The following is an 18,506-nucleotide window of genomic DNA, read 5'->3' on the forward strand; positions in this document are numbered from 1 at the left end:
AATTCTTACGACTAATTTTTGTATTATTAGATGAATTTTGAAGAAGATAACTTTGACGACTGATGGAAGATATTGCAGGAAAAACATTTGACGTAGTGATTGTAGGAAGCGGTCCGGCCGGATTAACGGCAGCACTTTATGCGGCACGGGCCGATTTGAATCCAATTGTATTTGAAGGGCCGGAGCCCGGTGGGCAGCTCATGCAGACCACGGATGTGGAAAACTATCCCGGATACCCGGAAGGCGTGATGGGGCCTAAAATGATGCAGGATTTCCGGGAGCAGGCACAGCGTTTCGGGGCTGATACCCGCTATGGAATGGTAACTAATATCGATTTTGATGAACGACCTTATGCCATGACGATTGATGAAGAAGTCCAAATACAAGCTAAGGCTATCATCGTTTCTACCGGTGCTTCGGCCAAATGGCTGGGACTGGACAGTGAGCAACGCCTGAGAGGAAAAGGTGTTTCAGCCTGTGCTACCTGTGACGGAGCCTTTTTTCGGGATGAACATGTGATTGTCGTCGGAGGCGGTGATACGGCCATGGAAGAGGCTACATTCCTAACCAAGTTTGCCAGCAAGGTAACGGTACTTCATCGCCGCCAGGAACTGCGCGCATCCAAAGCGATGCAGACCCGCGCTTTTAATGATAAAAAAATAGAGTTCATGTGGGATACTGAGCTTGAAGAAGTATTGGGTGAGGAGGCTGTAAATGGCGTAAAAGTTATTAATAATGAAACGCAGGAAACTACCATCCTCGATGATGTTACGGGCGTATTTATTGCTATCGGGCATAAACCCAATACAGATCTGTTTAAAGGGGTTGTGAAGATGGATGATGTCGGATATATCCAGACTGAAGGACAGTCAACAAAAACAGGCATGCCGGGTATTTTTGCCTGTGGGGATGCAATGGATGCGGTATATCGACAAGCAGTGACGGCCGCGGGAACCGGATGTAAGGCTGCCTTGGATGCCGAACGGTACCTGGCAGAGGCAGAAGTAAGCGAGGAAGCTGTAGCCGAGCAACACTGGAAATGATTTCAGTGAACAGTGATCAGTTACCAGATAACAGCACAAAATGTTGTTCACTGTTTACTGGTCACTGTTACTTTTTCCTACGGTCTTATCTGTTCTTTCTTCCGTAGTTGAATTTTCTTCCATTTCGGGAGTTCCTGTTTCGTCTTCCCCTTCCTCCTCTTCTTCATCCTGAATTTCAATATATTCGGCTTCCACTTCGTATTCATCCGTTGATTCAGTTTCATCTTCGGGATAGCGTTCTACTATGATCTTTATATCATTCATCAACAGGGCGAACATGCTGATGGCCGAAACAATAGGGGCGATAATGGTGATTAAGGCGCTCCCGGCAAGTCCAACCGTTAATTGCGACTGAAACAATACCTTCCCATTTTTATCCTTAATGAGCACGCGTCGGGCATTTCCTTCCCTGATCAGTCGCTTTACCTGGGCGATAATCTCAGATATTGTTCCCTGTATTTCCTCATTTATGGTTTTTCTAGAGCTTGAGTCTTTCATAAAAATAGTACCTTTTTAAATTTTTTTGTAAGGAATAACCTCCTTAGAGGACTTACTTAATACGAAAATATATTGGTAAAGATTCATAAAACGTGCTAATCGGTCTGAGCGTTTGACTGGGATCCATTTAAATAATCTTCGGTTTCCTGGTAAGATAACACTACTACAGATTGGCCATAAAAAAATCATTGGAGGAGTTCCTATGCTATCAAGAGTATATTGTGCCTCAACTATTGGGGTGGATGCCAGGTTAATTGAAGTAGAAGTCAATAGAACGGGAGGGATGCCCAAATATTTTTTGGTGGGTTTGCCGGATCGGGCGGTGAGCGAGTCAAGTGATCGCATTGAGGCCGCACTAAAAAATTCGGGTGCGAGTTTTCCCGGGGGACGGATAACCGTGAATTTGGCCCCGGCTGATCTTCCCAAGGAAGGCAGTGCTTTTGATTTGCCTATCGCCTTAACCCTGCTGCATGTATCCGGACAAATTGAGACGGACCGTCTTGAGCAGACATTGGTTTTGGGGGAGCTGGCACTGGATGGCAAGCTGCGTCCCATTAAGGGCGTACTCCCTATGGCGGTTCAGGCCCGCAAAAAAGGTCTCAAGCATATGGTAGTTCCTTCCGAAAACGGTCCTGAGGCAGCGGTCGTAGATGGAATAAATGTTCATGCTTTTGAGTACCTGTCCGATGTAATGGAATGGTTGAGAGGCGAGGGAAGCCATCATCCGCTGGATGTGGATGTTAAGGCAATGTTCAGCCGCAATGGAGAGCAGGAAATACTGGACTTCAGCGATGTGAGGGGACAAGAAAACGTTAAGCGGGCATTGGAGGTATCGGCCGCTGGGGGGCATAATGTGATCCTGTTATATACGGTTCATATAAGCTGTAAACGGCATTTTAGGGGTGTTTTTACTTCTTCCTTACTACTGATTTTCTGTGTTTATGGAATTTGGATAGCTCTATCTCCTTGGACGATATTGAATGTTATCAAATAATCTAAATTAAAGAGGTAATAAAATGACTACCACAAAAACAGCAGAAAAAGAAACAGAATACGTAGAAAACCATACTTTGCCCCCATCAAAACGGCTGACTTTAGATGAGGTGAAATGCACAGAAATTATGGGAATAGAGTTACCTTTACCCGCCCGGGATGTACTTGATAGAATTAGTCCTCATCGCGGCTTTATCTACCCAGGTGCTACACTCCAATTTGAGACAAAAAGAGAGCGTTCTATATGGAAGTATAGTTTCACCAAGGTACCCGGTGGGTGGTCAAGGTGCAGGTCAGTTAAAGAGAGGGAAGATAGCAGGGCGAGGACGGTATCCCAAGACAAGAGGTTTGCCTTGAAAGTTGATGGTTACAGAACACTTACTGAAGCCGTAAGTGCTACAATGGAGAGCTGGCCAGTGGCTTGCAACTGATTCAGGTGCCCGGCCTGCTCAAGTAGTGGGTCGGGCAAATTAATTGATCGCAAAATTTCAAAATTTAAACTTCTTTAATATTAAATATTATGTCATTCATCGCGACTTGCTTTTTATTTTCATCAAGAAGCCTTACAAAATATTGCCCTTCTTCTTGAATTGTAATATTTATAGTTACTCGTAATCGAAATCTTTTGTGATTTTCTTCAAACCTTACGGGCAAATCTTCTCGAATTATTTTAGCATCACCTTGTGGATTTTCAAGCTGTAAAACAAATTCTTTATCTAAAACTCCTTTGCCATCACTTTCCTCTCGTGTGAAATTTGCAATAGCTTGAATACTAAAATTGATTTCAGGTGGAGTAAAGCTATCTTCGTTTTCACTTTCTTCTTTTTCAGCTGTTATTTCCTCTACAATATCGAATAGGCTAAGTGAACCAGTACTTGCATCAATAGAAGACGATCTACAAAGTATTAAAAAATCTACTCTCATAACTTATAATTAAATCTTTTATAAATTTAGCTTTCAGCAATTTTCATCTTACTTCTTTCTTGAGTAAAGTCCTCAGTACTTATCTTAAGGGCTAAACCTTCACTTTGACCAAGATCTGAGCCTACACTAAATATTCCGCTTTCTCCAATCAAGTATTCCTTTTCACTAATTAAATTGGCTTGGTTTTCTATTTTTTTATTTAATTCTTCAATTGTAAGATTTAGTGCATCATAAAGTAACGACTCATTGTCAATCATTTTACAAACACGAATAAGTTCTTTCTTAACTGATACTGATTTAGATTTGGAAAATACCGCTAAATAAGCTAAAAAAGTACCTACAAAAGTATAACTATGTTCTTTATCAATAAAGTTTTTGAACTTTGTTAAAACTAATTCAATTAGTGTTGGGTCACTTTCAATTGATTTGAAAACTTTTTTCAATTTAGGGTTATCAATTGCTCTGTAATACATATCAATTGCAGTATTTCCCAGCATTATATCTGCAGCTATCTCACGGCTTTCTATAAAATCAATATCTTGCTGTAACATATTTTTAATGGTTTGTTTTAAGATATCTATAAAATTTTATGCTATCATAGTTGTAGGGATTGCTATTGATACCATGTATATATTCTCCAAAAGCTCCCCATTTAGAGAGAACTTTAATCCCTTTTGATTGCTTATTACTTACTTCTTTAACTTTACAACCTTCTATATTACAAATTATTCCCGTATGTATATTTCTATTCGAACCATTTCTTTTTTTATAATAAGCGATTATATCTCCAATTCTTAGTATTTCATCGCCTTTTAATTCTTGATATCCTTCATTATCAATTACTCTTTGTGGTTCTGTAAACCATCCTCTTCGATTTGCTAAAGTTAAGCCATGACAATTATAACAAACGGTAGGAAGATTTTTTCTAATTGCCTCATTATCATAAATACTCCTTTGAATCCTATCATCCTCAATTATATTTTTGTATTCAGATGAACCATCCGGAACCGTATAACTTTTAATTTTATAAATTTGTTCCTTTAATCCACAATCTAATACTAACTCAAATGATGAAGTTGGAACTTTTTTAGACTTATACCACGATATATTCATTAAGCTTCAACAACTGTTTAATTTACACTCTTCTCCGTAAAGGTATTTTTTTAAGCTGTTAGAACATAATCATCTTAGTTTAGTAATAAAAGTAGTGACTTCCTCAATAATAATAAACTATCAGATAGTTCGGTAATATTCTTAATCAAATCATCCGTTCTTAGAATTAGTCTGATGAGTACAAGTAATTTATCTTGGATTAATACCCAACAACCACATCACTAATATGATTAAGCCATAGACAAGAAAATAAGCGAGGCCTATTTTCCACCAATTTTTAAAATTTTCTGGATCTGCCATAGTAAATAATAGGGCCAGCCCTTTAGCGACTGACCCCGACACATTATGAGTTCACATAAGTAAGTACCTTTTAGGAGCCAATCCTTACAAATTATTTTCAATTTTCTCTTAGCATCAGTACAATAGTTCAAAGAGGAAATGAAGTTTAATAACAGATTATGAAACCAAGTGATATAAAGTGGCTATTTAAAAAGAAGCCTAAATGCGTTGATTGTTATTTCCTCACAAAGTTTGAAAGTGATGGTATGGGCGGCGCTATAAATAGAGGAAAAGTAAAAATTCAAGAGCGTAGACAAATTGAAAAGGGTCGAATTGATACCTGGCTAAATCCAAAACTTCATTTAGCATGCTTTCAGGGCGTTTGGAGTGATAATTTCAAAGAGAAAGAAAGACATCGTTTAGAAAAGATTACAAAGGGTCGGCCTGAATGTGACGAAAAAAACCGATTTAAGAAATTTGAACCCGGAGAGCCGGAGGTCGAAAAAGCGTATAAAGAACACCAAAAAGAAATGGAGAGAAAGGAGCCTGTTCCAATGTTTAAAACACCAGGTTATGTATTGACAATAATTATAGGCTTGTTAAGTATTTTTGTCGGCTTATTATCTATACCAAGTATTAGGAATTGGTTTTTTTCACTTTTCAATTAAGTTTTGATAACTATGTCACAAGTAATTGCAATAATCTTTTTTTGTTTTGTCGCTTATGCAATTTACGATGCAATGAAAAGATCAAATGCCACAATAACTGATATACTCACACCTCCAGCCATTGTTGCTGTTATTTGCCTAATCCTTTTTGTACTTGCGGCACTTTATAAATTTCTTTTTGGATACTGAAGTCTCCTTTAAATCAGCCTAAAATACTTCATAGCCTCAACCGCTTCTTGATCATAGTCTCGGCTTAGAGCTTCCACAAGATCCTCCCTTAACTTTGAGGAATACCGTAGGTGGGCCTTAAGTGTTTGCTCCGCTTCTCTGCGGCTCATCTGCCCCTGCCGTACTGCTGACAGATGTTCTACCGCTTGTCGCTTAATTGATATGGGAATAACTGTTTTCATACTGTTAATATAATAATTTTCAGCCCATCCTAAACCAATTAGGCTCATATTTTCGATCTAACGCCCTATCTATGTTTTATCCATTATGTAACATCGTTATTTGGACTTCAGGAGCTCTGCCGTTAGATTTAAGAAAATTAAAATACAGAACACCTTTTTTAAATTTCTTAAAAATGAATAATGCCTTGCCTTTAAAAAGAGCTCGAGTACGTAAGGGACTCACTCAGGAACAGCTTGCATTCGTAGCTGGTATTACCAATGTGACGATATCAAACATTGAAAACGGGCAAGTCAAACCTAATCCCACAACTCGGGAAAAGATTGAGAAGGTTATAGGTTCCGTGGACTGGGAAAGAACATTTGATGAAGGGCAAGTAAAGCGAAGAATTTTAACCAATTAATATTATCAAAATGAAATTACAAATATTCTCAGCAGGAGGACACACTATGAAGAAGCAGAAAGTTGAACCCTTGTATCCATCAGGAATGCAGCTTAATGAAGACGAAGACAAGTTGTACGGGCCCGGTGAAAAAACGCAAGAAGGAGTTCAGGAAGATCAAGAAACTGGTCAGGGCTATATGATGCCCCCTATGCAGGATGATGAGCTGAATGACCAGGATACTCCGTTTATCACCAAACAGCGACCCGTCCAGTCAAATGGTAAAGTGAAACCCTTACCCCCAACCGGAATAAACTTTGAATAATATGCAGAGTACAGCCACACGAAACGATCAAAGTAAACTGAAATCAAAAGCTCCCGCAGATGGTTCCCGTAGATATGATAAAGGAACGTTTCCGGCTTATGATACTGAATATCAAAGACTGGAAAAGCGCTCCGATATCCTAAAGGGGTCCATAAAGAACTTGAAACCGAATCTGATTCAGCTTGAAGGAAACGATGACGGGCGATACAAACAAGGGGGCTCATGGAAAACAGCCCTTATTCCGCTTGCCAAAGAGAATCTTAAGGAGGTGTACAGGGATTTCAAAATATGGCAAAAGCAACAAGTCCGCAGTGGTGAAGCTCTTAAACCTCCTAAGGAATGGCCGGATGAATTGCTAAAAGAACGTTTAAAAGTTGAAGCAAGATTAGACGTCCGCAGGGCTGAAAAGTTTACAGTTGAGAAAGCGATTGAGCAAAATAAACGGGAAGAAAAACGCAAACGCGGACAGCTGAAAAAACAAAGATTGCTCCCACATGGCCCGCTTGGTAAAGGAGTCAACCCTAAAAAAGGTTTTAAGGAAGGTACGGAAGTTGACGGTCAGGTAGTGAAGTATAGCAAAAGTGATGTCCCATATATTGATGAACCCGACTCCCCTTATCACCAGATGCCGATTTTTCACTACAAAAAGATGGTGATACAATGGAGAAAAGAAGTAGGTATTGACAAACAACCTTTTGATCTAAACGGACTGCGGGAGAAACGAGATGAGATTCACCGCAAACGTTGTAAGGAGGCCACTGCCCAAGGGAAAGAACCTCCTACAAAAAAGCTCATTGTAACTCCCGGAAAAATTGCCAAGTGGATAGACAGATTAGAAATTACCAAAGCTGATTGGCCTGAATGGCCAGAAGGAGCTAAATCAATTACAGAATTAGAGCAAAATGAAAGCTCATAATAAGACAGAGCCCCATAGACAGGGCTTCTCCGTCCGGCCTGGGGTTTGACCGGCAGTCGTCCTACCGGGTTTTCCCAGGCCACTTTTTTCATAAACACGAAGGGGAAAGCTTGACCACTTTCTTCCTCCTGCCCGAAAGGGCAAATAATAACGAATATCAGCAGGGGGTAAAGCTCTGCAGGCTTTAAGGAGTTTTCCGATCCGCTCCTTCACCCCCTGCTTTCTTTTTAATTAGGATCGGAGCAAAGGATCGGAATAATGAAAAAAATAAATCCACAAGCGATTAGCAGAAATGCTGAAAAAGAATTACAACAGCGCAAAGGTTCTGACTCATGGCTCAAAGAAGCCATTTCTTTTTTCCGCCGGAGCGGCTGGATTTGGAAAGTGCAGTCAGACTATCAGGAAGATATGGTTTGGGAGTTGTTCGAAAATCTACCACTCGCTAACCGATCTGAAACCCGGTGGGCTTTTTTCCAGCTGGTTGCTTGTGTGCTCCAAAATAAATGGAAAGCTGTTCGTTTGCCCCGTACTGAATCAAAGTACAAAAAGAACCACTACAACAATGTTGGGCCTGTTGTAATTGATATAATGGACACCCTTCACAAACACGGATACATTGGAATGAAAAAAGGATATAAATTTGAGGATGAAAATAATGCCGCCCAGACTCGGGTATGGGCTACTGATAAGCTGTTAGAGACTTGCCCAGTTTCCCCTAAAAATATCGTTGAGGTACCCTATGAGGTTGTGATACTGAAAGGACCTAAGGGCCCAAACGGCAAACGTCCACTGAAGGATTACCGGGATACCCGTTTCACCCGGAAGACCCGCAAGAAGCTTGAACTCATTAATGAAGTTAATACCAATGCTGATGTCTTGTTTTTGAACTACAGAATATATGCCTATGTCCAGCGTCAGTTTGTTGAAAAATGGTCATGGGATGGCAGATTGTACACCAGCGGTTATCGGCATATTCAGGGGCTCGAAGAGGAAGAACGATTACAGCTCTCTATCAATGGTGATCCTGTGGTTGAGGTTGATTACTCCGGCTTACACCCTCGGTTGTTATATACGTGGGAGGGCTGTCAGTACGATGACGACCCTTATACCGCAGTTCACCGGAACCCCTATGTAAGGGCCTTCCTAAAAATTATTCTCCTGTGCATGATCAATAATCCCGGCAAGACAGAAGCAGAAAAAGCGGCGAATGATTGGCTGTGGCAATTCCCCCGGAAAGACAAAGAGACGGGGGAGTACATTTCACCGCACCTTAGCTATGATAAATGGTTTTTACAGCAGAAGCTGAAACGCATAGGTATCACCAAGGCTGGACCGTTGATAGATGAATTTAGTGAAGTACATGAACCGATTGCTCACCATTTATGCACCCCGAAACCTACGGGCTTCAAACTCCGGAACCAAGACAGCAGTATAGCGATTGATGTGCTGTATAATTTTGCCCAAAAAGGGATTCCGTGTATCCCGGTGCATGATAGTTTTTTGATTCAAGATCAGTACAAGGATGAGCTGGTAAAGGTGATGAATACCACCTATAAAAAACATACGAAAGGATACCGCTGTCCAACAAAGGTTAAGTCCTTGGAAGCCAACATATTAGTTTCTAACCTTGTTAGTTAATACATGTATAATGGTAAGAATAATAATATGATTGGTATATATAGTGAGTATTAAGAATGATAGAATAGAGTGAATAGTATAGTTGATAAAAAAAAAGCCTGATTTCACCTGAAACTAAAATAATTTATTATGCCACAACGCTGCCGAGTATGCTCCCACAACAAGACAAAGGAAATGAATAAATTAATCATCCAAGGGAAACCTGATACCCAAATTGGTGAAAAGTATGGTGTTAATCCCCAGTCTGTCAGGTACCACCGCTTAAACCACCTCCCTGATAAATTGGTGAAGGCCTTCAAAGAGGATGAAGAACGTCACGCTGAAAATATCCTAAGCGGAATCAATGACCTGCTCCAAAGTACCAAACAGGTGATGGAAGATGCCAAAGAGGATGGACAAAAAAATACCCAGCTGAAAGCCATAAAAGAAGCACGCTCCACCTATGAGCTGTTATCAAAGATAGCGGTGAAGCTTGAAGAGTACCGCAGGGAGGATAAACAGGATGAAATAAGCAAAGCGGTCCACCAAGTGAAAAAAGGTCTTAAAGCATTAAGTGATACAGAGCTAAAAGCATATATGGGCTTACAAGCAAAAATTTTATCAGCTAATCCCGAACATACATTAGATATGGATACCAAGAGGTTTGTTAACCATGTTACTTCTGATAGGTTTGGTGATACTGATAGTGGTGATATGGTACGGACAAAATACAGTGGTTCAAGCGGTGATGGTGGTACAGCAGGTTCAGATACCCCGAGTAACCGTGTAAACCAACCGAGGAATAATCAAACACATGAGCCCGATATGGTTGACGATCTCGACCTGGATTTGGATGAATTAGACCTCACAGAAGATAACACTATCCCAAGTGAAAGAACTGACCCTGACTGGATGAAACGATAACACCGGCAGGATACAAGCCGCCGAAGTAGGGTAGACTGCCCGACATCCCCTTGACAACAAGCGATCCCTTACTCTCTCCCCTTTCCTTGTACCTACGTATAACCCCCTTAACATGATCCGCTTAGATACTGTTCTCGTAAGTTCCTGCCCTCCATATACTTATAAATAACATTTTTTAAACGACCGTATAAATTCCGTTGTCCTTTGGGGGTCATCTTCTTACATTACAACAACTTAGCGATAAGTACTTGTTTTTATTGTACTTGAACCCACAAACCAAAAACCTACCACTTATGTCCAAAGAAGAAATAGTATCAACTGACCTGAAAGCAGACGAAGCCATTGAGCATATTGAAAACACTCCTAAAAAAGAGCTCAACGGCTTTATCACTGATAGTGAAGACCGGGTTACTGTTTTAGAAGCGTATGATAAAGCCACAATGTCCATGGCCGCACGCTCGCGACAGATATTGAAGCCACTGATTAAGGAAGGTGAGCATACCCGACAGGAGTTAAAGGAGATATTACTTGAAGAAGATATCACCGAAACTACTGCGGATGTAATCCTGACAGACAGTAAGAATCCTAAGTACAACCAGTTTGAAAAGCTGGTGATTGAGGATGAAGATGGCTGTTATACATTTGAGTAATCCCCACCACCTCCACCTTTCCAATAATTGATTGACGCTTTGGAAAGGTGATAGGGCGACAAGGACCCTTTTTAAATTGATACCAAAAATCCATGAAACCAAACTCATCATCTGATGATGAAAAAATCTCAACCCAAACCCCCTTAACATGAAATACATTTGTTATTACCGAGTTTCAACTAAACAGCAAGGTTCATCCGGGCTGGGACTAAAAGCCCAGCGCCAACAGGTTGAACGTTTTTTGGATGGTACAGATGCGAAAGTCATTGATACCTATACAGAGATTGAAAGCGGAGCCGAGGACAACCGCCCTATACTTGAGGAAGCTATACAGCAGTGTGAAGCCACCGGAGCTACTCTGCTGGTCGCCCACCTGTCCCGCCTGACCCGGAACGTCAAGTTTGGATTTGAGCTAAAGGAACGGTTTGAGCGATCTAATATGAACTTCCGCATTCTTTCACCTCCTTGCGACAATACGTTGACCTTTGGTATTAACCTGACTACCATACAGCATGAACGAGAAGAAATTGGGCGACGTACCAAAGCCGCACTCGATACCCTCAAGGATAAGGGTATCAAGCTGGGGAATCCTGAAAATCTAACAGACGAAGCACGGCAAAAGGCATGGGCCAGTATATCCGAGAATGCCCGCAATGCAGATGCCGTCCGCCAGGCAATGGCTGTCATTGAGCCCCGCCGTGATCAAGGTGAATCTTATGCTCGTATTGCAGAGCGCTTGAACGATGCAGGTTTCCGCACCCGGGAAGGTAAAAAATTCTACCCCGCTACTGTCCGCAGGATATACTTGCGGTTTACTGAGGACGACAATTGAAACCACCAACCACAAAAACCTACCACCATGAGTAAACGAAAAAAGAAAAAAGCAAAAATGACCCTTAAAGATGGGGATGGAAACATAGTCAAAGAGGTACCTCTCACTGAAGCCAATGATGACTGGCTCCGCAGTGGTCGAGTCAGCAAAGAGGAACGAGAGCGGATGGACAAAAAGGAGGGCACTTTAAATCCCGTAGACCAAGAGGAATAGCCTGTTCCAGTGGTTTATCCACTTTGACAGCCGGTCGACAGTGGGCATAGACTGTAGTTCTCGGTTGTCCGCATATATGGATATACCCGTATAAAGTCATTAAGTTACATTCCAATAAAACCTACCAAGTATTATGAGTGAACCAAAAGCATATTCGTACATCAGATTTTCAACACCTGAACAAAAAGAAGGTGATACAGAACGAAGGCAAACAGACGCCATAGAAAATGCAGAAAACTATGCTGATGATGAAGGTCTTAAGTTGGTATCACTTCGGGATGAAGGCATTTCTGGCTTTTCAGGAAAACATATCACCGAAGGAGCTCTTGGAGAATTCCTTGATAAAGTGAAAGCGAATAAAATCACAGCAGGCTCTTGCCTACTTATTGAAAATATTGATAGGCTCACCCGACTGGAACCATTGAAAGCCCAGAGACTACTAATAGATATTCTTGACGCCGGAATTAAGTTGGTTGTTTTAGGAGGAGGAAGGCGTTGGGAAATTACTGAAGAAAATTATAGTAAGAATGGAAATATCTATCGACTCACTGGAGAAATTCAAAGGGCTCATGATGAGTCAAAACGCAAGTCCGAAATGCTCCAAGAAACGTGGCAGGAGAAGCGAAAGAAGGCAAAGGAAGGAGGAAAGAAACTGACAGAAATATGTCCTATGTGGCTGAAGCTTAGTGATGACAAAACTGAATTCAAAGAACGTGAGGAAGTAGTCGAGGTCATTCAAAAAATGTTTGAAATGAAACTGGACAAGAAAGGCACCTACCGGATAATGAAGGAACTAAACAAAAAAAGTTATCCGTTTTTAGAAAAGTCAGATCGCAATTCGACTGGCAAATGGGCTAAAAGTACTATTAATAGATATCTCCGGGATCGTCGGCTTATAGGAGAATACAACCCCCATTTGAAGAACCGTCAAACTAATGAAGAACGAAAAAAGATCGAGGGTGAGGTTTGGGAGGATTATTATCCAGAAGTGATTAAAAAGAATAATTTTGATGCAGTTCAGGAGCTTATGGACCAGAATAGTGAAAACAACACGGGTGGTCCAACAGGTAAGATGTCTAATCTTTTCCGTCATATTGTAAAGTGTTCGGAATGTGGAGGGGCCATGCACCATCAAAACAAAGGTAACGGTTTGCGGTACTTACGTTGTTATAACGCCCAAAAAGGTGAATGTGAGCAGACCGATACAGTACGATATGACCTTTATTTTGAACCATCTCTTTTGGATTATTGTAAAGGATTGTCTGTAGAAGAACTTTTGCCAGATGCCGAACAACGAGACTTAAAGATAAAACGCAAAGAAAATGAGTTGCTAAGTGTCAAAGGAGCATTGAATGATGTTAAGAATAAGATTAAAAACTACGAGCGGATTCTGGGAGAAACTACAAGTCTGAAAAGACAGAAGCGATATGACGAAATTCTAGACGATCTGGATGATGAAGCCGAAAAACTAAATCAAAAAATTAAAGATATTGAGGCCGAACTCACCCAACTTCGTGAGGTTGCAGAACGCACAGGTCAGCGAATAAAAGATATTACTGATCTCTGGAAACGTGTGGAGGAGCTGGATGGACAGGCACTAATTGATTTACGGGTAAAACTGAACCAGAAGCTCCGACGTTTAATAGATAAGATTGAGGTCGGGTGGAAGGAGAATATAAAGGGAGGGCAATTCCTGAAGCTTGATTTATATTTTGCAAATGAGATACTTCGAGAGATGCGGATACCAGGTGATCACAAACTACCCCGTAAGGATGAGTCAAAGGGAGATGTTCCACTTATTGCGTTAAAGGATTTTGAGGTGTCTTCATAGCTTCCACGCACAGGATTAATATTTTTTTTATAATTATTAGTTGTACCCTATACACGGTTATTATGGTCGGTCCGCCGGGATCGGGCAAGACCATGATGGCACGGCGCCTGCCCGCCATCCTGCCGCCCTTAACGCTTGATGAGGCCCTGGAAACGACTAAAATTCATTCCGTGGCTGGCCTATTGCCCGGAGGAGAGGCCTTGGTTACTGCACGTCCATTTCGTTCTCCGCATCATACAGTATCTGATGTCGCCTTGGTAGGCGGCGGGAGCATTCCGATGCCCGGAGAAATATCTATGGCTCATAATGGGGTGCTGTTTTTAGATGAGCTACCGGAGTTCAAGCGAAGTGCACTGGAAGTGATGCGCCAGCCGCTGGAGGATGGTTCGGTAAGTATCTCAAGAGCGCGAATGAGTGTCAGTTATCCAAGTCGTATTATGTTGGTGGCTTCAATGAATCCTTCACCTACGGGCGACTGGTATGATCCCACCGATCCTTCCGGTTCCACACCCGCTCAGATGCAGAGATATTTGAGTAAAATCAGTGGTCCGCTGCTTGATCGGATAGATCTGCATATTGAAGTGCAGAAAGTGAGCTACGAAGAATTATCATCTAAGGCCAAAGGCGAACCCTCTGCTGCTATTCGGGGACGCGTAATTGAGGCGCGGGAAATACAAACACGGAGATTTATGGGAATAGAGGGCATTTATTGTAATGCCCAGATGAATACCAAAATGTCACGCAAAATTTGTGCGCTCGATACAGCCGGAAAGCAGATGCTCAAGAAAGCGATGACGGCCCTGGGGCTTTCGGCGCGTGCCTATGATCGTATCCTGAAAGTATCCAGAACCATAGCCGATCTTGAACAATCTGAAAATATTCGCTCGAATCATATAGCGGAGGCTATTCAGTATCGAAGTCTCGATCGGGAGGGCTGGCTGGGATAAGAGATATCCGGTAGTTAAAAATAGGAATCATTTCTTTTGAAGATCATTTTATTAGCCGTTATCTTTAGTGTGCAATAAAAACACAACCCATGGTTGGGGGTGCTTGCAAAAGCAGGCTGAGATCATACCCTGAGAACCTGACCCGGATAACACCGGCGTAGGGAAACCCGGTGGCGTTATCGTCACCTTCAGATCAGCATTTCTTGCAAGTTCATCTCCCGCTCTTATAACTCTATAAGACGGAGGAACTTATGTTTTACAAACAATTATTACGCACAGTTTTTCTGTGTCTGCTCACTGCGATAAGTACATCAGTCGCAGCGCAACAAGCCATTACGGGAACCGTAACCGATGCCCGAACGGGTGAACCGCTGGCGGGAGCCAATATTCTCCAGGTTAATACCTCAAATGGTGTTTCAACCGAAGTAGACGGTACCTTCTCTCTGGTATTGTTTGAAGAAGAATCCGCCCAAATTACAATTACCTATGTGGGCTACAAAAACAAGACGATAGATACGGCAGAACGGGATACGCCGCTTGATATCCGGTTGACGCCTGAAGCGATTATGAGTAACCAGGTTTTTGTACAGGCTTTACGCGTGGATGAGGCCTCTCCAATGGCTTATGAAAACCTGGAACGTACTGAAATTGAGTCTTCTAACCTGGGGCAGGATATGCCATATATGCTTAGTGGGATGACTTCAGTAACGACTACTTCGGATGCAGGGGGCGGTATCGGATATACGGGCTTGCGTATTCGGGGCGTTGATCAGGGGCGTATTAACGTTACGATCAATGGAATACCGGTTAATGATGCTGAATCGCACGGCGTTTGGTGGGTCAATATGCCCGATCTGGCTTCATCCGTAGAGAATATTCAAGTGCAGCGTGGAGTGGGAACATCTACCAATGGAGCCGCAGCATTCGGGGCTACCATGGATATACAGACAACCCAGATGCGTCCCGATCCGTATGGGGAGGTCAATACTTCTGTCGGCTCGTTCAATACCCGGAAGGCTAATGTCCTGTTCGGTTCCGGACTTATGGATAATGGCTGGCAGGTTCAGGGCCGCCTGTCTAAAATAGAATCGGACGGGTATATTGACAGGGCGGAATCGGATTTGAAGTCATTCTATTTGTCAGCAGCCCGGCACGGAGATCACAGTCTGTTACGGGCCGATGTATTCTCGGGAAAGGAGAAGACCTATCAGGCTTGGTATGGCGTACCTGAAAGTCGTATTGAAGATGGTGACCGTACATATAATCCTGCCGGTACAGAAAAGCCGGGAGAGCCTTATGACAACCAGACGGACAATTACCAGCAGGACCATTACCAGCTACACTATTCATATCAGCTGGGTGACAGCTGGAATGCGAATGCGTCTCTTCATTATACATACGGACGCGGGTACTACGAAGAGTATAAGGCCGACCAGTCCCTTCCCACGTACAGCATTACACCCGTTGAACTGCCTGATACCACAATTAGTCAAAGCGATTTGATCCGGCAGCTCTGGCTCGACAACCACTTTTACGGGATGGTCTTTTCTACGGATTATCAGCACAACGACCAGTGGTCGATTACCCTGGGAGGCGGTTATAATGAATATGACGGCGATCATTTTGGGGAGGTTGTTTGGGCACAATTTGCCGGCGATAGTGATATGATTAATGATCGCTATTATTTTAATAATGGTTTCAAGACCGATTTCAATACCTATTTGAAAGGGGAGTTTAAGCTCAGTGATGAGCTGACGGCCTTTGCGGATGCACAGATCCGGCACATTACCTATGACTTCCTTGGTAAGGATCAGCAGGAATTGCCGGAAGGTGGACAAGAAGTTGTGGATGTGCAGCAGAGTGACAGGCTTACCTTTTTCAATCCGAAGGCAGGACTTACCTATCGTTTAGAGGAAAATCATCGTGCATTTGTTTCCCTAAGTATTGGGAATAAAGAGCCCACCCGGAATGAATATGTAGATTCCACGCCCGAAAGTCGTCCTTCTCATGAAACACTCTACGATTGGGAGGCCGGATACAAAGGGTCTTTTGAGCGGTTCCATATAGAGACTAGTTTCTATTATATGGATTACAAAAATCAGCTTATTCTAACGGGAGAAATTAACGATGTGGGAGCTGATATCCGGCAAAATGTACCGGACAGCTATCGTGCAGGAATAGAACTGATGGCAGGTATCCAGCTACTCGATGGCCTTGAATGGTCGGGCAATGCCACCTTAAGCCGCAATAAGATTCAGGATTATACTTATTACCTGGATAATTATGATACGAACAACCAAGAAACAATGACCTACGAGAATACGGACATCTCCTTTTCTCCCGATTTTATTGGAAATTCTGTGTTACGGTATAGCATGAACAATTTTTCAGCTGAGATATCAACCAAATATGTGTCGCGTCAATACCTGGACAATACACAAAGCCTGAGTCGTTCAATTGATCCGTACTTGGTTAATGATCTTAGACTGGGATATAACTGGACAGCGGCACCGCTGTTTAAAGGCATAGACCTCAATTTGATGGTTAATAACCTGTTGGATGAACAGTATTCATCCAACGGATATACCTTTGGCTATATAGCCGGAGGCGAGGAGCAATTCTTTAATTATTATTATCCACAGGCCGGACGCAATTTTTTGTTTCAGCTCTCGTTTAAACTATAGTCGACAGATATATTGTAAGATTAGATTAGAAGGTTGAAAGGACAGGCCCCGTAATGTAAGGGTCTGTCCTTTTTTATTGTCTGATTTAAAGAGTTAAAAGCGGAATTACTTCCATTACGTTTTAATAGAAAAGCGCATATAAAAATCTATTGCAGCAATGCGGGAATAAATCTATAATAGGGACAAATAATTTTTAAGAGAAATATTTCCCTATGACTTTCAAAAACAAGTTCCCTGCAGTCGTTCTATTGGTTTTTACGTCGTTGATATTAACTGCTATTTCTTGTAGCAGCAATTCAACAGAGGACCATTACCTGTTTTCTTATTTTACAGGCAATGGGGAGAACGGATTGCATTTGGCTCATAGCACTGATGGAATGAATTGGGAGGCTATTAACGAGGGGAAACCGTTATTGGAGCCGAAGGTAGGAGAGGATCAACTTATGCGTGATCCTTCGATTGTACAGGGATCTGACGGAACTTTTCATATGGTGTGGACGGTCAGCTGGGGTGAAAAGGGAATTGGATATGCCCATTCGGAAGATCTGATCAATTGGTCGGAGCAACAGTATATTCCTGTTATGGAGCATGAACCGGATGCGTTGAATTCATGGGCCCCGGAGCTATTTTATGACGAAGCACAGAAGGAGTTTATTATTGTTTGGGCTACAACCATACCGGGACGTTTTCCTGAAACCGACGGACAAGATGGAGACCAATATAATCACCGCTTATACTATACTAAAACCAAAGATTTTAACTCTTTTAGTGATACTGAGCTTTTCTATGATAAAGGATTTAATGTTATAGATGGCGCAATTTTTCATACCGGCGATCAATACGCTATGCTATTGAAAGATGAAACCAATGAGCCTTTTCCCCCTCAAAAAAATATTCGTCTTGCATTTGCGGATAAAGTTGAAGGTCCATGGTCTGAACCCACGGAACCTATTACCGGAGATTATTGGGCAGAGGGCCCTACAATCTTGAATATAGACGGAAGATGGCATCTCTATTTTGATAAATATCGTCAGGGTAGTTTTGGGGTATTGGTTTCAGATGACCTGGAAGAGTGGGAGGAATCTTCAGAAAACCTGGAAATGCCCGAAGGCATACGTCACGGTACGGCTTTTAAAGTATCTGCTGAAGTCTTTGAAAAACTTTCCGAGCTTTGATGACTTGCGCCTTCTTCGTCCTGATTGTAAGTTCAATTCAATAAGAATACCGATCTGATCGAAATATCAGGTCAATCAATTTTT

20 protein-coding genes, 1 pseudogene and 1 riboswitch are annotated in these 18,506 nt (G+C 42.1%); of the genes and pseudogenes, 16 read left to right on the forward strand and 5 right to left on the reverse strand.

What is annotated here, in order from left to right; all coding sequences use genetic code 11:
• Nucleotides 1–62 precede the first annotated feature (62 nt).
• The gene (trxB, locus tag ABEB05_RS08435) at nt 63–1,043 is read left to right on the forward strand and encodes a thioredoxin-disulfide reductase (RefSeq protein ID WP_265789270.1); all 981 of its coding nucleotides are present in this window, start codon (nt 63–65) and stop codon (nt 1,041–1,043) included.
• Nucleotides 1,044–1,097: 54 nt separating this feature from the next.
• On the opposite strand, the gene ABEB05_RS08440 is transcribed toward trxB, so the two are convergent.
• Nucleotides 1,098–1,541 carry a DUF4342 domain-containing protein gene (locus ABEB05_RS08440; protein WP_265789271.1) on the reverse strand — a complete coding sequence of 148 codons (444 nt, stop codon included), beginning with the start codon at nt 1,539–1,541 and terminating at the stop codon, nt 1,098–1,100.
• A gap of 202 nt (nt 1,542–1,743) precedes the next feature.
• Between ABEB05_RS08440 and ABEB05_RS08445 the strand changes: the two genes are divergently transcribed.
• Nucleotides 1,744–2,535: a magnesium chelatase domain-containing protein gene (locus ABEB05_RS08445; protein WP_265789272.1), complete on the forward strand. Its 792-nt coding sequence runs from the start codon at nt 1,744–1,746 to the stop codon at nt 2,533–2,535.
• Nucleotides 2,536–2,557: 22 nt separating this feature from the next.
• Nucleotides 2,558–2,965 carry a hypothetical protein gene (locus ABEB05_RS08450; protein WP_265789274.1) on the forward strand — a complete coding sequence of 136 codons (408 nt, stop codon included), beginning with the start codon at nt 2,558–2,560 and terminating at the stop codon, nt 2,963–2,965.
• Nucleotides 2,966–3,029: 64 nt separating this feature from the next.
• On the opposite strand, the gene ABEB05_RS08455 is transcribed toward ABEB05_RS08450, so the two are convergent.
• The 3 genes from ABEB05_RS08455 to ABEB05_RS08465 are packed head-to-tail and all read right to left on the reverse strand — an operon-like array spanning nt 3,030 to nt 4,571.
• Complete coding sequence (locus ABEB05_RS08455) at nt 3,030–3,458, reverse strand: hypothetical protein (RefSeq protein ID WP_265789276.1); 429 nt, start codon at nt 3,456–3,458, stop codon at nt 3,030–3,032.
• Nucleotides 3,459–3,484: 26 nt separating this feature from the next.
• Complete coding sequence (locus ABEB05_RS08460) at nt 3,485–4,009, reverse strand: hypothetical protein (RefSeq protein WP_265789278.1); 525 nt, start codon at nt 4,007–4,009, stop codon at nt 3,485–3,487.
• A 4-nt stretch (nt 4,010–4,013) separates the two neighbouring features.
• A complete protein-coding gene (locus ABEB05_RS08465; protein ID WP_265789280.1) occupies nt 4,014–4,571 on the reverse strand; it encodes a hypothetical protein in 558 nt (185 codons plus the stop codon).
• 458 nt (nt 4,572–5,029) lie between these two features.
• On the opposite strand from ABEB05_RS08465, the gene ABEB05_RS08470 reads away from it, so the two are divergent.
• Nucleotides 5,030–5,518, forward strand: a complete 489-nt coding sequence (locus tag ABEB05_RS08470) for a hypothetical protein (RefSeq protein ID WP_265789281.1) — start codon at nt 5,030–5,032, stop codon at nt 5,516–5,518.
• A 197-nt stretch (nt 5,519–5,715) separates the two neighbouring features.
• Here ABEB05_RS08470 and ABEB05_RS08475 read toward each other — a convergent pair whose 3' ends face one another.
• A complete protein-coding gene (locus ABEB05_RS08475) occupies nt 5,716–5,928 on the reverse strand; it encodes a hypothetical protein (RefSeq protein WP_265789283.1) in 213 nt (70 codons plus the stop codon).
• A 71-nt stretch (nt 5,929–5,999) separates the two neighbouring features.
• On the opposite strand from ABEB05_RS08475, the gene ABEB05_RS08480 reads away from it, so the two are divergent.
• The 12 genes and pseudogenes from ABEB05_RS08480 to ABEB05_RS08535 all read left to right on the forward strand — a co-directional run bounded on the left by ABEB05_RS08480 (nt 6,000) and on the right by ABEB05_RS08535 (nt 18,422).
• Entirely contained in the window at nt 6,000–6,329 is a 330-nt protein-coding gene (locus ABEB05_RS08480; protein WP_265789284.1) for a helix-turn-helix domain-containing protein, read from the forward strand.
• 46 nt (nt 6,330–6,375) lie between these two features.
• Nucleotides 6,376–6,633 carry a hypothetical protein gene (locus ABEB05_RS08485; protein WP_345694259.1) on the forward strand — a complete coding sequence of 86 codons (258 nt, stop codon included), beginning with the start codon at nt 6,376–6,378 and terminating at the stop codon, nt 6,631–6,633.
• The gene (locus ABEB05_RS08490) at nt 6,626–7,549 is read left to right on the forward strand and encodes a hypothetical protein (RefSeq protein ID WP_265789288.1); all 924 of its coding nucleotides are present in this window, start codon (nt 6,626–6,628) and stop codon (nt 7,547–7,549) included. Before ABEB05_RS08485 ends, ABEB05_RS08490 begins: the two co-directional genes overlap by 8 nt.
• Before the next feature lie 258 nt (nt 7,550–7,807).
• A complete protein-coding gene (locus ABEB05_RS08495; protein WP_265789290.1) occupies nt 7,808–9,187 on the forward strand; it encodes a hypothetical protein in 1,380 nt (459 codons plus the stop codon).
• A gap of 174 nt (nt 9,188–9,361) precedes the next feature.
• The gene (locus ABEB05_RS08500) at nt 9,362–10,090 is read left to right on the forward strand and encodes a hypothetical protein (RefSeq protein ID WP_265789292.1); all 729 of its coding nucleotides are present in this window, start codon (nt 9,362–9,364) and stop codon (nt 10,088–10,090) included.
• Nucleotides 10,091–10,383: 293 nt separating this feature from the next.
• Entirely contained in the window at nt 10,384–10,740 is a 357-nt protein-coding gene (locus tag ABEB05_RS08505) for a hypothetical protein (protein ID WP_265789294.1), read from the forward strand.
• Nucleotides 10,741–10,888: 148 nt separating this feature from the next.
• Nucleotides 10,889–11,572, forward strand: coding sequence for a recombinase family protein (locus tag ABEB05_RS08510; RefSeq protein ID WP_265789296.1), 684 nt, complete (start codon nt 10,889–10,891; stop codon nt 11,570–11,572).
• A gap of 27 nt (nt 11,573–11,599) precedes the next feature.
• On the forward strand, nt 11,600–11,785 hold the full coding sequence (locus ABEB05_RS08515) for a hypothetical protein (RefSeq protein ID WP_265789298.1): 186 nt from the start codon (nt 11,600–11,602) through the stop codon (nt 11,783–11,785).
• Nucleotides 11,786–11,918: 133 nt separating this feature from the next.
• Nucleotides 11,919–13,616, forward strand: a complete 1,698-nt coding sequence (locus ABEB05_RS08520; RefSeq protein ID WP_265789299.1) for a recombinase family protein — start codon at nt 11,919–11,921, stop codon at nt 13,614–13,616.
• A 50-nt stretch (nt 13,617–13,666) separates the two neighbouring features.
• Nucleotides 13,667–14,563 (forward strand): annotated as a pseudogene (locus ABEB05_RS08525) (YifB family Mg chelatase-like AAA ATPase); the annotation flags it as partial.
• A gap of 85 nt (nt 14,564–14,648) precedes the next feature.
• Nucleotides 14,649–14,744: riboswitch (TPP riboswitch) on the forward strand.
• 70 nt (nt 14,745–14,814) lie between these two features.
• On the forward strand, nt 14,815–17,247 hold the full coding sequence (locus tag ABEB05_RS08530) for a TonB-dependent receptor (protein WP_265789303.1): 2,433 nt from the start codon (nt 14,815–14,817) through the stop codon (nt 17,245–17,247).
• Between the two features lie 212 nt (nt 17,248–17,459).
• Entirely contained in the window at nt 17,460–18,422 is a 963-nt protein-coding gene (locus tag ABEB05_RS08535; RefSeq protein WP_265789305.1) for a glycoside hydrolase family 43 protein, read from the forward strand.
• The last annotated feature ends 84 nt before the right edge of the window (nt 18,423–18,506 follow it).

The organism is Fodinibius salicampi, from assembly GCF_039545095.1.
Classification (GTDB): Bacteria; Bacteroidota; Rhodothermia; order Balneolales; family Balneolaceae; genus Fodinibius; species Fodinibius salicampi.

Coding starts and splice junctions, on each gene's coding strand:
- ABEB05_RS08455 (WP_265789276.1), bottom strand. CDS start 3,458: ATGAGAGTAGATTTTTTAATACTTTGTAGATCGTCTTCTATTGATGCA.
- ABEB05_RS08515 (WP_265789298.1), top strand. CDS start 11,600: ATGAGTAAACGAAAAAAGAAAAAAGCAAAAATGACCCTTAAAGATGGG.
- ABEB05_RS08450 (WP_265789274.1), top strand. CDS start 2,558: ATGACTACCACAAAAACAGCAGAAAAAGAAACAGAATACGTAGAAAAC.
- trxB (WP_265789270.1), top strand. CDS start 63: ATGGAAGATATTGCAGGAAAAACATTTGACGTAGTGATTGTAGGAAGC.
- ABEB05_RS08485 (WP_345694259.1), top strand. CDS start 6,376: ATGAAGAAGCAGAAAGTTGAACCCTTGTATCCATCAGGAATGCAGCTT.
- ABEB05_RS08460 (WP_265789278.1), bottom strand. CDS start 4,009: ATGTTACAGCAAGATATTGATTTTATAGAAAGCCGTGAGATAGCTGCA.
- ABEB05_RS08480 (WP_265789284.1), top strand. CDS start 6,000: ATGTTTTATCCATTATGTAACATCGTTATTTGGACTTCAGGAGCTCTG.
- ABEB05_RS08495 (WP_265789290.1), top strand. CDS start 7,808: ATGAAAAAAATAAATCCACAAGCGATTAGCAGAAATGCTGAAAAAGAA.
- ABEB05_RS08530 (WP_265789303.1), top strand. CDS start 14,815: ATGTTTTACAAACAATTATTACGCACAGTTTTTCTGTGTCTGCTCACT.
- ABEB05_RS08520 (WP_265789299.1), top strand. CDS start 11,919: ATGAGTGAACCAAAAGCATATTCGTACATCAGATTTTCAACACCTGAA.
- ABEB05_RS08535 (WP_265789305.1), top strand. CDS start 17,460: ATGACTTTCAAAAACAAGTTCCCTGCAGTCGTTCTATTGGTTTTTACG.
- ABEB05_RS08470 (WP_265789281.1), top strand. CDS start 5,030: ATGAAACCAAGTGATATAAAGTGGCTATTTAAAAAGAAGCCTAAATGC.
- ABEB05_RS08505 (WP_265789294.1), top strand. CDS start 10,384: ATGTCCAAAGAAGAAATAGTATCAACTGACCTGAAAGCAGACGAAGCC.
- ABEB05_RS08475 (WP_265789283.1), bottom strand. CDS start 5,928: ATGAAAACAGTTATTCCCATATCAATTAAGCGACAAGCGGTAGAACAT.
- ABEB05_RS08500 (WP_265789292.1), top strand. CDS start 9,362: ATGAATAAATTAATCATCCAAGGGAAACCTGATACCCAAATTGGTGAA.
- ABEB05_RS08445 (WP_265789272.1), top strand. CDS start 1,744: ATGCTATCAAGAGTATATTGTGCCTCAACTATTGGGGTGGATGCCAGG.
- ABEB05_RS08510 (WP_265789296.1), top strand. CDS start 10,889: ATGAAATACATTTGTTATTACCGAGTTTCAACTAAACAGCAAGGTTCA.
- ABEB05_RS08440 (WP_265789271.1), bottom strand. CDS start 1,541: ATGAAAGACTCAAGCTCTAGAAAAACCATAAATGAGGAAATACAGGGA.
- ABEB05_RS08465 (WP_265789280.1), bottom strand. CDS start 4,571: ATGAATATATCGTGGTATAAGTCTAAAAAAGTTCCAACTTCATCATTT.